The following is a 14,125-nucleotide window of genomic DNA, read 5'->3' on the forward strand; positions in this document are numbered from 1 at the left end:
GTCACGTACTCGCATCCGATCGGTTCCACGGCAGCGTGGCCGACCACAGGGCCAGCCTTGCACGCAGACGATCAAGGTAGAGATAGATCACCGGTGTCGTGTACAGAGTGAACACCTGGCTGAGAATCAGGCCGCCCATGACGGTAATGCCAAGTGGCTGGCGCAGCGACGCGCCCTGGCCGATTCCGACGGCCAGCGGCACCGCGCCGAGCACGGCCGCTGCGGTAGTCATCATGATCGGGCGTAGACGCATGACCGCAGCGTCATGGATGGCCTTTACCGGATCGTAGCCTTCGTCGCGCTGCAGATGGATCGCCACGTCGATCATCATGATCGCGTTCTTCTTGACGATGCCGATCAGCAGGATGATGCCGATCATCGCAATCACCGAGAACGGCGTGCCGAAGATGAGCAGGGCCAGCGTGGCGCCGATGCCTGCCGAAGGCAGGGTGGAAAGAATGGTGATGGGATGCACGGTGTTCTCATAGAGCATGCCGAGCACGATGTACACCGTGCCGAGCGCGGCAAGAATCAGCAGCGGCATGGTCGACATCGATTGCGAATACACCTGTGCCGCGCCGGCGGTGGCGCCGTGGATGGATGCCGGCAGCCCCAAGTCCCCCATGGCCTGCTGGATCGCCGACAGGGCATTGCCCAGGGAGCCTCCTGGCGGCAGGTTGAATGAAATGGTGCCGGCCGCTAATCCGCCCTGGTGGGCAACTTCCGTGGGGGTGTGGTTGCTAACGTAGCCCAGCATGGTCGGAAACGGCACCATGGTTTCGGCGGCGGTACTGTCCGCGCTGCCGCTGGAACTGCCGCCCTTGGAGTTGGAAATGGCATTGGTCAGCTGATTGGCTCGCGCGTCCGCATTGAGCGAACTGGTCGACGAGTTCGCTCTCGATGCCGTGTTGACGGCCAGATAGTTCAGTACGCCCTTGACCGTGCTCGACGGCATCTGTGTCTGCTGGGTGCCGCTGGCATTGCCTGCCGCCTTGCTGAAATACATGCGATCGAGCATTTGCGGGTACTGCCAGTATTTCGGCGCGACCTCCATCACCACGTAGTACTGGTTCAGTTCGTTGTAGACGGTCGAGACGGTGCGTTGGCCGAACGCGTCGTAAAGAACGCTGTCGATCTGGTTGGGCGCGAAGCCGTAGCGCGACATGCTGGAGCGGTCGAAGTTGACGTAGATCTGCAGGCCGTGTTGCTGCAGGTCGGAATTCACGTCCAGCAACTGGCCGCGGTGGTTGCCAAGTTCGGTAACCAGCTTGGGAATCCATCGGTACAGCGCTTCGGGGTCGTCGCCGGTCAGGGTGTACTGGTATTCGGAAGCGGATTGCCTGCCGCCGATGCGCAAGTCCTGCGCCGCCTGCAGGAACAGCTTGCCGCCGGAAATGGCGTTGAGCTTCGGACGCAGGCGCTCCACCACCTGCGGTGCCGAAAGCTTGCGTTCGGCCAGGGGCTTCAACTCCACGAACAAGCTGGCGGTGTTCAGTGCGCGGCCGCCGGTAAAGCCCGCCACCGAAGCGACGGCGGGGTCTTGCTGCACGATCGCCTGCATTTGCGCCAGTTTCCTTTCCATCGCTTGAAAGGAAATGCTCTGGTCGGCGATGAGCTGGCCCATCAGGATGCCGTTGTCCTGCTCGGGAAAGAACGTGGACGGCAACAGCTTGAACAGGAGGACGTTGAGCACCAGCAGGCCGATCAGGGTCAGGCCGACCAGGGGGGCACGATCGAGTACGGCGCTGAGCGAACGCGAGTAGGCGTGCTTGAAGCGCTCGAATTGCCGCTCATACCACACTGCCCAGCTCGCCCTCGAATGCATTGCGGCGCCGGGCTTGAGCAGATAAGCGGCCATGGCGGGCGTAACCGTGAGCGATATCACCATCGACAACAGGATGGCGGTCGACAGGGTTACCGCAAATTCGTGGAACAACAGGCCGATGATGCCGGGCATGAGTAGGATCGGCGTGAACACCGCGATCAGCGACAGGCTCATCGAGATCACCGTGAAGCCGACTTCGCTGCTGCCCTTCAACGCCGCCTCGCGCACATCCATGCCCGCCTCCACGTGGCGCACGATGTTTTCCAGCACCACTACCGCATCGTCCACGACGAAACCGGTGCCGATGGTGAGCGCCATCAGGGAGAGGTTGTCGATGCTGTAGCCCATCAGATACATCGGCCCGAACGTGCCGATGATCGAAAGCGGCAGCGCCACCGACGGAATCAGGATCGCGCGTGGCGACTGCAGGAACACGAAGACCACGCCGATCACCAGCAGCACGGCGACAAACAGCGAGCGCTCGGTGTCTCCGACCGCCGCGTTGACCGATACCGAGCGATCGATCGCGACGCCGATCCTGATGCTGCTCGGCAAGGCCGCTTCGATCGACGGCAGCACTTTGTGGATTTGTGCCACGGTGTTGACGATATTGCTGCCCGGCAACGGGAACACGATCACCAGTACCGCCGGCTTGCCGTTGTACAAGCCCATGTTGCGGATGTTTTCGGCCGAATCCTGCACGTCGGCAACGTCGCGCAACTGCACCGGCGAGCCGTTGCGGTAGGCGATGATCAGGTCGCGGTAGGGCGCAGCCTTGTTGATCTGGTCGTTGGAGGTGACTTCGTAGCGCAGGCCGTTCTGATCGATGTGGCCCTTGGCGCTATTCGCGTTGGCGGCGCTGATCGCGGCGCGCACGTCCTCCAGGCCGATGCCGTAGCTGTTGAGCCTATCCGGCTCCAGTTCCACGCGCACCGAGGGCAGGGCACTGCCGCCCAGGGTGATCTGTCCCACGCCGTCGATCTGCGAAAGTTGCTGCTGGATCACCGAGTTGGCCGAATCGTAGAGCTGCGCGCGCGTGAGCGTATCGGAGGTGAGCGCCAGCACCATGATCGGTGAGTCGGCCGGGTTGTATTCACGATAGGTGGGGTTGTTGCGAAGCGTGGAAGGCAGGTCCGCGCGCGAGGCCTGGATGGCTGCCTGCACGTCGCGGGCAGCGCCGTTGATGTCGCGGTTGAGGCCGAATTGCACCACTATGTTTGCGGAGCCGACGTCGCTGGTCGAGGTCATTTGGGTGACGTCGGCAATCGCGCCCAGGCGTTTTTCCAACGGCTCCGCCACGGTGGCGGCCATGATCTCCGGGCTGGCGCCGGCCATGCTGGCCTGCACGACGATCACCGGGTAGGTGACGTTCGGCAGCGGGGCCACCGGCAGGCGGAAATACGCCAGCCCGCCGGAGAGCAGGATGGCGATCGCCAGCAGGGTGGTGGCGACGGGGCGGCGGATGAACAGGGCGGAGATGTTCATGAGCGATCACTCGCAGCCATGAACTGACTCCCTCTCCGGTACGCAGGGGAGGGCTGGGGTGGGGTTGTTCGAGCTTGCCGAGATCTTTGAACCTGCCGCGAGCTTGTGGGCTTCACCCCACCCCAACCCTCCCCTGCTGCACGTAGGGGAGGGAGCAGAGCAAACCGCACGCTCATGCTCATGGCGTTCTATCCCCAGCCGCCAGCGACGGCTTGCGATGGAACCGCTGTGCCAACCGGTCGAAGAACAAATAGATCACCGGCGTGGTGAACAGCGTCAGCAACTGGCTGAGCGTCAGGCCGCCGATGATGGCCAAACCCAATGGCCGGCGCAGCTCCGAACCGGTGCCGGTGCCGACCAGCATCGGCAGCGCGCCAAGCATCGCCGCCAGCGTAGTCATCAGGATCGGGCGGAAACGCAACAGCGATGCTTCGAAGATCGCTTCCGCCGGCGGCTTGCCATGATCGCGTTCGGCTTCGAGCGCGAAGTCCACGATCATGATCGCATTCTTCTTCACGATGCCGATCAGCAGCACGATGCCGATGATGCCGATGATGTCCAGGTCGGCGCCGGCAAGCATCAACGCCAGCAACGCTCCGATACCGGCCGATGGCAAAGTCGAGAGGATCGTCACCGGGTGAATGAAGCTCTCATACAGCACACCGAGCACGATGTAGACCGCCACCAGCGCAGCGATCAGCAGATAGACCTCACTGGACAGCGAATCCTGGAACGCCTGCGCCGCGCCCTGGAACGAAGACGTGATCGACGGTGGCAGCTTGACCGCCTGTTCGGCCTGGCTGATCTCCTGCACCGCCTTGCTCAACGAGGTTCCGTCGGCCAAGTTGAACGAAATGCTCACCGCCGGGAATTGCGCCAGGTGACTGACCACCAGCGGCGACTTGGCGACCTCGATCTTCGCGATCGCCTTCAGCGGCACCTGGCCGCTGCTGGCGGTCTGGCTGGGCAGATACAGATCGCCCAGGGAGTCCAGCGTCGGCAGATTCTCCGGCTTGGCGACCAGGATCACGCGGTACTGGTTCGACTGGTTGAAGATGGTCGACACGATGCGCTGGCCCAGCGCGTCGTACAGCGCATTGTCGATGGTGGCCGCCGTGATGCCGAAACGAGCCGCCAGCTGGCGGTTCACGTTGACGTTGACGCTGAGGCCTTCATTGTTCAGGTTGCTGGTGACGTCGGTGATCGAGCTGAGCTGCTTCATACGCGAGAGCAGTGCCGGCACGTACTGCTGGAACGCCTGCTGGCTCGGTCCGCGCAGCACGAACTGGTATTGGTTCGGCGATACAGTGGTATCGAGGGTCAGATCCTGCTCCGGCTGCAGATACAGCTTGATGCCGGGCACTTGCGCCGCTTCGTCCTGGATGCGCCGCGCGATTTGAGCGGCGGTATCGGAGCGGTCGTCACGCGGCTTCAGGTTGATCAGGAAGCGGCCATTGTTGAGCGTGGTGTTGGTGCCGTCGATACCCACGTACGAGGTGAGGCTGGAAACGTCCTTGTCCTTCAGGATGGCATCGGCCAATTGTGTCTGGCGATCCACCATGCTGTTGTAGGACACTGAATTGTCGGCGACGCTGATGCCTTGCAATACACCTACGTCCTGCACCGGGAACAGGCCTTTGGAGATCGCCACGTACAGCACTACGGTGACGACGAGCGTCACCAGGAAAGTGGCCAACGTCGCGGTCTGGTGGCTCATCACGAAGCGCAGGCCGCGTTCGTACGCATGCAGCAATTTGTTGAAAAGCCCTTCGCTGATCCGTTCGAAGCGGCTCGGATGGCGCTCGGCCTGGGCGCGCAGGATGCGTGCACACAGCATGGGTACGAGGGTGAGCGATACCACGCCGGAGATCACGATGGTCACCGCGAGCGTGACGGCGAATTCGCTGAACAGGCGGCCGATCACGCCGCCCATGAAAAGCAGGGGAATCAGCACGGCAATCAGCGACACGGTGAGCGACAGAATGGTGAAGCCGATCTGCCCGGCGCCGATCAAGGCCGCATTCAACGGCGTTTCGCCTTCCTCCAGATAGCGGACGATGTTCTCGATCATCACGATCGAGTCGTCCACCACGAAGCCGGTGGCGATGATCAGCGCCATCAGCGACAGGTTGTCGATGGAGTAATTGAGCTCGTACATCATCGCCAGCGTGGCGATCAGCGATACCGGTACGGAAATGCTGGGAATGATGGTGGCGGGGAGGTTGCGCAAGAACACGAAGATCACCAGCACCACCAGGATCACCGCCAGCACCAGCTCGAAGGCTGCATCGGCCACGGAAGCGCGGATCTCGCCGGTGCTGTCGTTGACGATCGACACGTGCATGCCGGCCGGCAGGGTGGACTCGAGCTCGGGCAGGATCCGCTTGATCTGGTCGACCGTGGCGATCACGTTCGCGCCCGGCTGGCGTTGCACGTTCAGTACGATGGCCGGTGTGTTGTTGTACCAGGCCCCCAGTTCGCTGTTCTGCGCCGATTGGGTGACGCGCGCGACGTCGCGCAGATAGACCGGTGCGCCGTTCTGATAGGAGACGACCGTGTCCAGGTAATCCTTCGGATCCTGGATCTGGTCATTGCCGTTGATCGTGTAGTCCAGCTCAGGGCCGTCGAAGTTGCCCTTGGGCTGGCTCACGTTGACGTTGGCCAGCAGCGAGCGCAGATCGTCGATATTGAGGCCATAGGAGGCGAGCTTCTGCGGATCGGCCTCCACGCGCACGGCAGGCACGTTGCCGCCGGAAGGCGTGACCAGGCCTACGCCTGAAACTTCGGAAATCTTGGTGCCCAGGCGGTTGTTCGCCACGTCCTGCAATTGCGTCAGCGACATCGACTTGGACGTCACCGCCAACGTGAGTATCGGTTGGTCTGCGGGGTTCACCTTGGCATACGTCGGTGGCGCAGGCAGCCCGCTTGGCAGCAGGCTGTTGGCCGCGTTGAGCGCTTCCTGCACGTTCTGCTCGGCCACGTCGAGGTTGAGCGAAAGGTTGAACTGCAAAGTGATCACCGATGCGCCGGCGGAGCTGCTGGACGTCATCTGCTGCAGGCCTGGAATCTGGCCCAGCTGCACTTCCAGCGGCGCGGTCACAGTGGTGGCCATCACGGACGGGCTTGCGCCCGGATAGAAGGTCTGTATCTGGATGGTCGGGTAGTCGACGCTGGGCAGCGACGACACCGGCAGGAAGCGCATCGCTACCAGGCCCACCAGCACCAAAGCGATCATCAGCAGCGACGTCGCCACGGGCCTGAGTACGAACAGGCGGGAGATATTCATCCGATCAAAGCCTGTCGATTACGACGCGGAGGAGGTGGAGCCGGCATCCGCGCCGGAGTTGTGCCTCCTTTTGCCGCCCCCGTGCAAGGGGCCGGAGGAAGATGGCGAAGCGGGTGCGCTCGCACTGCCCGATCCGGCGGGACGCGCCTGCGCAACGCGGATCTTCGCGCCGTCGCTCAAGCGGTCGGTGCCGTCTGTCACCACGGTCTGGCCGGCGGAAAGGCCGGCGAGGATCGCGGTGTACTTGCCATCGCTAGGGCCTAGCGTCACCTTGTGCACCGACACCGTGTCGTCGCCATTGACCAGGAATACGTAATCGCCGGGTGCGCCGGTTTGTACGGCGGGAGCCGGCACCAGTACGGCGTCATGCAGCGTATCCACCAGCAATTGCGCGTTGACGAATTCGTTCGGATACAGCGCTTCATTGTCGTTGGGAAAGCTTGCGCGCAGCGTGACGGTACCCGTGCTGGTGGCCATTTGATTGCTGATGGCATACAGCGAACCGACGGCGAGCTGCCGGGTGTTGTCGCTGTTGAACACGGTCACCGCCAGCTTTGCGCCGGAGTTGAAGCGCTCCAGCACCCGGCCGAGCGAATTCTGCGGAACCGTGAACTGCACGGTGGTGGGCTTCATCGTGGTGATCACCACGATCCCGCTGGTGCTGGAGGGGGTGATGTAATTGCCCGGATCGACCAGGCGCAGGCCGAGCCTGCCGTCGACCGGCGCCGTGATATGGCAGTACTGAAGATCGAGGTCGAATTGCGCAATGCTGGCCTGGTCCGACTTCACGGCCGCTGCGTATTGCTGGACCAGGAACTTCTGGTCCATGTACGTCTGCTCGGCGATCGACTTCTTCTGGTAGAGCTGCGTGTAGCGGCCCAGGTCGGTGCGGGCCTGGTCGAGCGTAGCCTGGTCCTTGGCCAGCTGCGCTTCGGCCTGCTGCTTGCTGATCTGGTACTGGCGCGGATCGATCTGGGCCAGGAACTGCCCCTTTTTCACTTCCTGCCCTTCCTCAAAGGCGACCTCGGTGAGGTAGCCGCTCAACTGCGGCAAGACGGTGACCGTGGCCAGCGGCGTAACCGTACCTAGCGAATGGATGATCTGCGGCATGTCGCCCAGCCTGGAGGTGGCGACGCTTACCACCTGCGATGGAACGCCGGTCTTCTGCGGTGGGCGATTGAACAGGTGGAACAGCACCAGGGCGATGACCGCTAGGGCGACCACCACGCTGATCCACAAGCCACGCTTGCTGCGCGAGTGCCCGGCTGTTCGCGGAGTATCCGCACTCATAACCCTCTCCAGATACCGGCTCCTGACCAAAGCAAGAGCCCTTTAGATTTGAAATGCAGGCCGCCAGCGGCTTGGGCGGCAGAGGTCCGTCAACGCGACGGTCGGATTGTTCCTTAACGGCTCGTCGCTTGCATGGTTGACACAGTCTGGTGGCCTCCCGTTTCCAACCCGTGAATCAATCCATGGGCATGAACCTGCCTTCAGGGGGCTTTTTACGAGTTCCCTAGGGTGCTATTTGATGTTGCCAACACGTGCCCGGCAATGCTTGACGGCAAGATAGCTGCGATGCCTTAGGCAGGACTTAGACCCTGATTCGCAGGCTGGGATGGCAATCCCAGCTTGTCATACGATGTCCTGATGCTGGGATTGTCATCCCAGCCTACTCGCCGATCACGATCTTCTGCCGCCGCCACCAAAGCGTGACTTTCTCTTCGCGTACCAGGGTGAACAGGCCCGCCCCCAAAATCATCACGATGCCGAGCAGCATCGGCCAGTCGAGTTGGTCGCCGAACAGCCAATAGCCGAATCCGATGGCCCATAGCATCTGGCTGTATTGCGTAGGCGCCACGCGATTGGCCGGAGCGATCAAGGTGGCATACGTCAGCAGTACGCCGGCCAACGCGGCAAGCAGGCCATAGCCTGCGAGCAGGCTCCATTCGTGCAGGACGGGCCAGCGGAAATGGGGCAGCATCAGTACGCAGCCGACGATCAGCGGACCGATCACGCCGGCACCATAAAGACTGATGCGCTTCTCGTGCGGCCCGGCCATGCGCAGCGCCACCACCGATGCCGCGGCGAACAGCCCGCATACCAGGCCGGCGATGTCGCCCACGCCCAAGGCGCGAAACCCCGGACGCAAGACCACCAGGACACCGGCAAAGCCGACCACCACCGCCGACCAGCGGCGCCAGCCGACGTGCTCCTTCAGAAAAATCACCGACAGGAGGGTCACGAAGATCGGCATCAGGAAGATCATCGTGAACACCTCGGCCATCGGCAGCAGGGTGAAGGCCGTGACCGAGGCGATGTTGCCGACGGCGCCGGCCACCGCGCGCACCCACCACAGGGAGGGGCGCTGCGCCGTCACCACGTCGCGCCAGCGGTCACCCTTTTTCATCATGAATGGCAGCGCCCAGAGGCCGAACACGGCGCCAAAGAACACCGACTCGTAGGGCGGTATCGAACCATGCAAGGCCTTCACGAAGGCATCGCTGATCGCATAGGCCGCGAAGCTGGCGAAACCGAGAAGGATGCCTTTGATCATGCGGGTTCCGAGGGGGCAGCGGCTTTCAAGCCCATGCGAAGAGGCCGTTTTTGATGGTTCGAGCGAGGGGGCGGGATAGCTCGGGCAGGATACCTTGCAGGTCGGGAATGACAATGTGCGGGCCCGAAGGGGCTCCCATGCGGCCAGGGCGCCCTTTGCGCCAGGCTGACGACCGCTGTTGCACCCCGGCATGACCACCGTCAAGGCCCCCCGCTACACTATAGGGCTTCCCCGACCGTTTCCCGGAATCTCTATGGCCGCCCGCTTGAATCCGCTCGACCTGTATGACGTCCGTTCCCTGCTCAGCGACGAGGAGCGCATGGTGCAGGACACCGTAGGTCGTTTCGTTGACGAACGAGTGCTGCCCATCATCGGCGACTGTTTCGACCAGGGGCGTTTTCCGGGCGAGCTGATTCCGGAAATCGCCAGCCTCGGCCTGCTGGGCGCCACCCTCCCGGAAAAATACGGCTGTGCCGGCATGAACGGCGTCAGCTACGGCCTGATCTGCCAGGAACTCGAGCGCGGCGATTCCGGCCTGCGCAGTTTCGCTTCGGTGCAAAGCTCGCTGTGCATGTATCCCATCTATGCCTATGGCAACGAAGAGCAGAAGATGCAGTACCTGCCGAAAATGGCGGCGGGCGAAATCATCGGCTGCTTCGGCCTGACCGAGCCGCACGGCGGCTCTGATCCGGCCAACATGAAGACCAACGCCAGGAAGGACGGCGGCGATTGGATCATCAACGGCGCCAAGATGTGGATCACCAACGGCAACCTGGCGCACATCGCGATCGTGTGGGCGCAGACCGACGATGGCATCCAGGGCTTCATCGTGCCCACCGACAGCAAGGGTTTCACCGCGCAGGAAGTGCACAAGAAGATGAGCTTGCGCGCCTCCGTCACCTCGGCCTTGTTCTTGGACAACGTACGCGTACCCGATGCGCAGCGCCTGCCGAACGTGAAAGGCCTGAAAGGTCCGCTTGGCTGCCTCACGCAAGCGCGCTACGGCATCACCTGGGGCCCGATCGGCGCCGCGCAGGCATGCTTGAAGGAAGTGATCGACTACACGCAAGAGCGCGTGCTGTTCGGCCGTCCGCTGGCTGCCAACCAGGCGATCCAGCTGAAGCTGGCCGATATGGCCCGCCGCATCACCAGCGCGCAGCTGTTGTCGCTGCAACTGGGCCGCCTGAAAGACGCCGGCAAGATGGAGCCCACGCAGGTTTCGCTGGCGAAGTGGAACAACGTGCGCATGGCGCTCGACATCGCGCGCGACTGCCGCGACATGCTCGGCGGCGCCGGCATCACGGTGGAACATTCGGCCATCCGTCATGCGTTGAACCTGGAATCCGTGATCACCTATGAGGGCACCGAGACCGTGCACCAGCTGGTGGTGGGACGCGAGCTGACCGGTATCAACGCGTTCTGACAAACAGCCGGACGTCATTCCCGCCTAAGCGGGAACCCATCTTGTTTTGATGTATTTGATGTAAAAGCGAAGATGGATTGACCAGCATCCGCTGTTGAAAAGCGCTTCCGCGTCCGCGGAAATGACGGCAAAAAACGACCTCGCGCAAAGCTTTCGGGAAGCCCACCGTGTCCAGCCACGACATTCGCATCATCGAAACCGAACGCCTGATCCTGCGTCCGCCGATGCGCGAGGACTTCGAAGCCTACGCCGCCAACATGGCGGACCCCGAGGCGGCCCACTTCATCGGCGGCGTGCAGCCGCGTGCCGTGGCGTGGCGCGGTTTTCTCTCGCTGGCGGGCGCCTGGATGGTGCAGGGTTTCTCGATGTTCTCGGTCGTCGAAAAGTCCACCGGCCGCTGGATCGGCCGCCTCGGTCCCTGGCATCCGGAAGGCTGGCCCGGCACCGAGGTGGGCTGGGGCCTGGCGCGCGAGGCCTGGGGCAAAGGCTATGCCTACGAAGGCGCGGCGGCCGCCATCGATTGGGCCTTCGCACAGCTGGGCTGGACGGAGGTCATCCACTCGATCAATTCGGACAACCATCCGTCGATCGCGCTGGCCAAGCGCCTGGGCTCCCGCTTCCTGCGCCATTCGAATCTGCCTGAGCCCTATCAGGACGTCGTCGCCGAAATCTGGGGACAGACGCGGGAAGAATGGTCGAACCGCCGATGATGCATCCCGGCCAGGCATTGCGGGAAGCAATTGCAACGAGCGTGCCGCTGCTGCGGTCGCATTGCCGAGACCCGTGGGTGGTGATTGGCAGCGCGGCCTGCGCGCTGGCCGGCGCTGCGGTAGAGGTGGCTGACCTCGATCTGCTGACCAGCGCCGCCGATGCGCAGCAACTGACTGCCTTGTGGTCGTCGCGATTGGATGGCTCGTATACGCCCGCAGGCGCCGATCGCTTCCGCTCCCATTTTGCGCGCTTCCGTTTTCCCGGCCTGCCGCTCGAAGTGATGGGCGGCCTTGAATTGAACCAGGCCGGCGACTGGCTGCCGGTCCAAGTGAACGAAATCGTGCACGTGGACGTCGCCGGTATCGCCGTGCCGATTCCGTCGCGTGTCGAACAGATTCGTCTATTGAAAAGTTTCGGCCGTCCCAAAGACCGGGCGCGCGCCGAGCTGCTGCGCGCCGTATAAGCATCGTCGCGCCCACTGATCAAAAGCAGAGAACCTTCGCCCTATGTCATCCACACCCATCGCCGCCCGCCACAAGGGTTTCAACCGCGCCGAGATCGTCGACCAGAACTTCACCGAGTTCGTGCAGCTCTGGCAGGGCGAAGTCCGCGCTCGGCCACGCGACCACGAACCTGTGTTGCCGGGCAGCGCGCTCGACGCGCATGGCTTTCGCCAATTGCTGGAGTCGCAGCTGATCTCGCGTCATCTCGACTTGATGGCGCGCGTGCTGCGCGTGCAGAACAAAGTGTTCTACACCATTGGCAGTTCCGGCCACGAAGGCAATGCGATGGTGGCGCGGCTCACGCGGCATACCGATCCGGCGTTCCTGCACTATCGCTCCGGCGGCTTCATGGCGGAACGCTTCCGCAAGCTGCCGGGCATGGATCCGGTGATGGATTCGGCGCTGTCGTTCGCCGCCAGCCAGGAAGATCCTGCTTCCGGCGGCCGCCACAAGGTATGGGGCAGCAAACCGCTATGGGTGTTGCCGCAAACTTCGACCATCGCTTCGCATCTGCCCAAGGCGCTGGGTACGGCAATCGCCATCGAGCAGGCGCGACGCATCGGTCATACGCTGCCGATTCCCGCTGACTCGATCGCCATCTGTTCGTTCGGCGACGCCTCCAGCAATCACGCCACTGCGCAGACGGCTTTCAATGCTGCGGCATGGACCGCCTATCAGAAGCTGCCCGCCCCGGTGCTGTTCGTCTGCGAAGACAACGGCATTGGCATTTCGGTGAAGACGCCCAGCGGCTGGGTGGCGAACAACTTCCAGCATCGCTCCGACCTGGATTATTTCTTCGCCGACGGCCTGGATCTGGCGAGCGGTTACGAGCAAGTGCAGCGCGCAGTGGATCATTGCCGCGGCACGCGCCGCCCCACCTTCCTGCATCTGAAGACCACACGCATCATGGGCCACGCCGGCACCGATTTCGAAATCGAGTGGCGCAGCATCGAAGAGCTGGTGACGGTGGAAGCGTCCGATCCGTTGCTGCGTTCCGCTGCCATTGCGCTGGAATCGGGCCTGTACGGCAAGGACGAATTGCTGGCCTTGAACGAAACCACCCGCAAACGCTGCTTTGCCGCGGCGGAAGACGCCGATCGCCGCCCCCGGCTGCAAACCCTGGACGAAGTGATGGCGCCGCTGGCGCCCTATACACCGCACGCAGTGCAGGCCGAAGCCGAACGTGCCGATTACCAGGACAAGCGCGTGGCCGTGTTCGGCGGCGAAGACAAACTGCCTGAAAAGCAGCCGCCGCGCCACCTGGCGATCCAGATCAACCAGGCCTTGCACGAGCTGATGGCGAAGTACCCCGAATCGCTGTTGTTCGGCGAGGATGTCGCGCAGAAGGGTGGTGTCTACACCGTCACCAAGGGCTTGCATAAAACGTTCAAGGGCAATCGCGTGTTCAACACGCTGCTGGATGAAACGGTCATCCTCGGTCTGGCCCAGGGCTATGCCAACATGGGTATGCTGCCGATTCCGGAAATCCAGTACCTGGCGTACTTCCATAACGCCTGCGATCAGATCCGTGGCGAAGCGGCGTCGCTGCAGTTCTTCTCCAATAACCAGTACCGCAATCCGCTGCTGATGCGCGTCGCGTCGCTGGGTTACCAGCGCGGTTTCGGCGGTCATTTCCACAACGACAATTCGATCGCGGCATTGCGCGATATTCCGGGTCTGGTCGTTGGTTGCCCGAGTCGCGGCGATGACGCGGCCACCATGCTGCGCACGATGATGGCGCTGGCGAAAGTGGATGGTCGGGTCTGCGCGTACCTGGAGCCGATCGCGCTGTACATGACCAAGGACCTTTACGAGGCGGGCGATGGCAAGTGGCAGTTCGCCTATCCTGCGCCAGGCGAAGCGATGCCGCTGGGCGAAGGCCGCGTCTACCAGGCGGACGCCAATGACCTGGTGGTCTTCACCTTCGGCAACGGCGTGCCGATGGCTTTGCGCGCGGCGCGCGGCATCGAGCAGGAACTGGGCTGGAAAGTGCGCGTTGTCGACCTGCGTTGGCTGGCCCCGCTCAACGATGCCTTCATTGCCGCCCAGGCGAAAAGCGCCAAACACATCCTCGTGCTGGATGAAGGGCGTAAGAGCGCGGGCGTAGGCGAGGGCATCATCACCGCGGTGGTGGAAGCCGGCTTTGGCAGCACGCCACTGGAACGCGTAGTGGGGGCGGATACTTATACGCCATTGGCCGGCGCGGCATTCCTGGTCTTGCCGGGCGATGCGGAAGTGGTGGCGGCGGCGAAGAAGCTGGCTGCCCGCGCATGACGCAGGTTGGGGTGCAAACTCCAACCCTGCCATGTCCATCCATCTAGAGGTTGGGGTTTGCACC

Annotated in this window: 8 protein-coding genes; 4 read left to right on the forward strand and 4 right to left on the reverse strand. The window is 62.9% G+C overall.

Going from position 1 to position 14,125, the window contains the following annotated elements; translation table 11 throughout:
* Position 1 precedes the first annotated feature (1 nt).
* The 4 genes from EKH80_RS04915 to EKH80_RS04930 all read right to left on the reverse strand — a co-directional run bounded on the left by EKH80_RS04915 (position 2) and on the right by EKH80_RS04930 (position 9,150).
* The gene (locus EKH80_RS04915) at positions 2-3,310 is read right to left on the reverse strand and encodes an efflux RND transporter permease subunit (RefSeq protein WP_126683623.1); all 3,309 of its coding nucleotides are present in this window, start codon (positions 3,308-3,310) and stop codon (positions 2-4) included.
* A 178-nt stretch (positions 3,311-3,488) separates the two neighbouring features.
* On the reverse strand, positions 3,489-6,596 hold the full coding sequence (locus tag EKH80_RS04920; protein ID WP_126683624.1) for an efflux RND transporter permease subunit: 3,108 nt from the start codon (positions 6,594-6,596) through the stop codon (positions 3,489-3,491).
* Positions 6,597-6,614: 18 nt separating this feature from the next.
* Positions 6,615-7,886 carry an efflux RND transporter periplasmic adaptor subunit gene (locus EKH80_RS04925; RefSeq protein ID WP_126683625.1) on the reverse strand — a complete coding sequence of 424 codons (1,272 nt, stop codon included), beginning with the start codon at positions 7,884-7,886 and terminating at the stop codon, positions 6,615-6,617.
* A 379-nt stretch (positions 7,887-8,265) separates the two neighbouring features.
* Positions 8,266-9,150: a DMT family transporter gene (locus EKH80_RS04930; protein ID WP_126683626.1), complete on the reverse strand. Its 885-nt coding sequence runs from the start codon at positions 9,148-9,150 to the stop codon at positions 8,266-8,268.
* A 253-nt stretch (positions 9,151-9,403) separates the two neighbouring features.
* Here EKH80_RS04930 and EKH80_RS04935 point away from each other — a divergent pair, with 253 nt between their 5' ends.
* From EKH80_RS04935 to EKH80_RS04950, 4 genes are all read left to right on the forward strand, one after another.
* Entirely contained in the window at positions 9,404-10,573 is a 1,170-nt protein-coding gene (locus EKH80_RS04935) for an acyl-CoA dehydrogenase family protein (protein ID WP_126683627.1), read from the forward strand.
* Between the two features lie 167 nt (positions 10,574-10,740).
* Positions 10,741-11,283 carry a GNAT family N-acetyltransferase gene (locus tag EKH80_RS04940; RefSeq protein ID WP_126683628.1) on the forward strand — a complete coding sequence of 181 codons (543 nt, stop codon included), beginning with the start codon at positions 10,741-10,743 and terminating at the stop codon, positions 11,281-11,283.
* The gene (locus EKH80_RS04945; protein ID WP_230473431.1) at positions 11,265-11,747 is read left to right on the forward strand and encodes a nucleotidyltransferase family protein; all 483 of its coding nucleotides are present in this window, start codon (positions 11,265-11,267) and stop codon (positions 11,745-11,747) included. Before EKH80_RS04940 ends, EKH80_RS04945 begins: the two co-directional genes overlap by 19 nt.
* A gap of 43 nt (positions 11,748-11,790) precedes the next feature.
* Entirely contained in the window at positions 11,791-14,061 is a 2,271-nt protein-coding gene (locus EKH80_RS04950; RefSeq protein ID WP_126683629.1) for a thiamine pyrophosphate-dependent enzyme, read from the forward strand.
* The last annotated feature ends 64 nt before the right edge of the window (positions 14,062-14,125 follow it).

The organism is Dyella choica, assembly GCF_003977665.1.
Lineage (GTDB): Bacteria > Pseudomonadota > Gammaproteobacteria > Xanthomonadales > Rhodanobacteraceae > Dyella_B > Dyella_B choica.

Bases quoted from the DNA above. Each gene is read 5' to 3' on its own strand.
- EKH80_RS04915 (WP_126683623.1), bottom strand. From the start codon at position 3,310: ATGAACATCTCCGCCCTGTTCATCCGCCGCCCCGTCGCCACCACCCTG.
- EKH80_RS04920 (WP_126683624.1), bottom strand. From the start codon at position 6,596: ATGAATATCTCCCGCCTGTTCGTACTCAGGCCCGTGGCGACGTCGCTG.
- EKH80_RS04925 (WP_126683625.1), bottom strand. From the start codon at position 7,886: ATGAGTGCGGATACTCCGCGAACAGCCGGGCACTCGCGCAGCAAGCGT.
- EKH80_RS04930 (WP_126683626.1), bottom strand. From the start codon at position 9,150: ATGATCAAAGGCATCCTTCTCGGTTTCGCCAGCTTCGCGGCCTATGCG.
- EKH80_RS04935 (WP_126683627.1), top strand. From the start codon at position 9,404: ATGGCCGCCCGCTTGAATCCGCTCGACCTGTATGACGTCCGTTCCCTG.
- EKH80_RS04945 (WP_230473431.1), top strand. From the start codon at position 11,265: ATGGTCGAACCGCCGATGATGCATCCCGGCCAGGCATTGCGGGAAGCA.
- EKH80_RS04950 (WP_126683629.1), top strand. From the start codon at position 11,791: ATGTCATCCACACCCATCGCCGCCCGCCACAAGGGTTTCAACCGCGCC.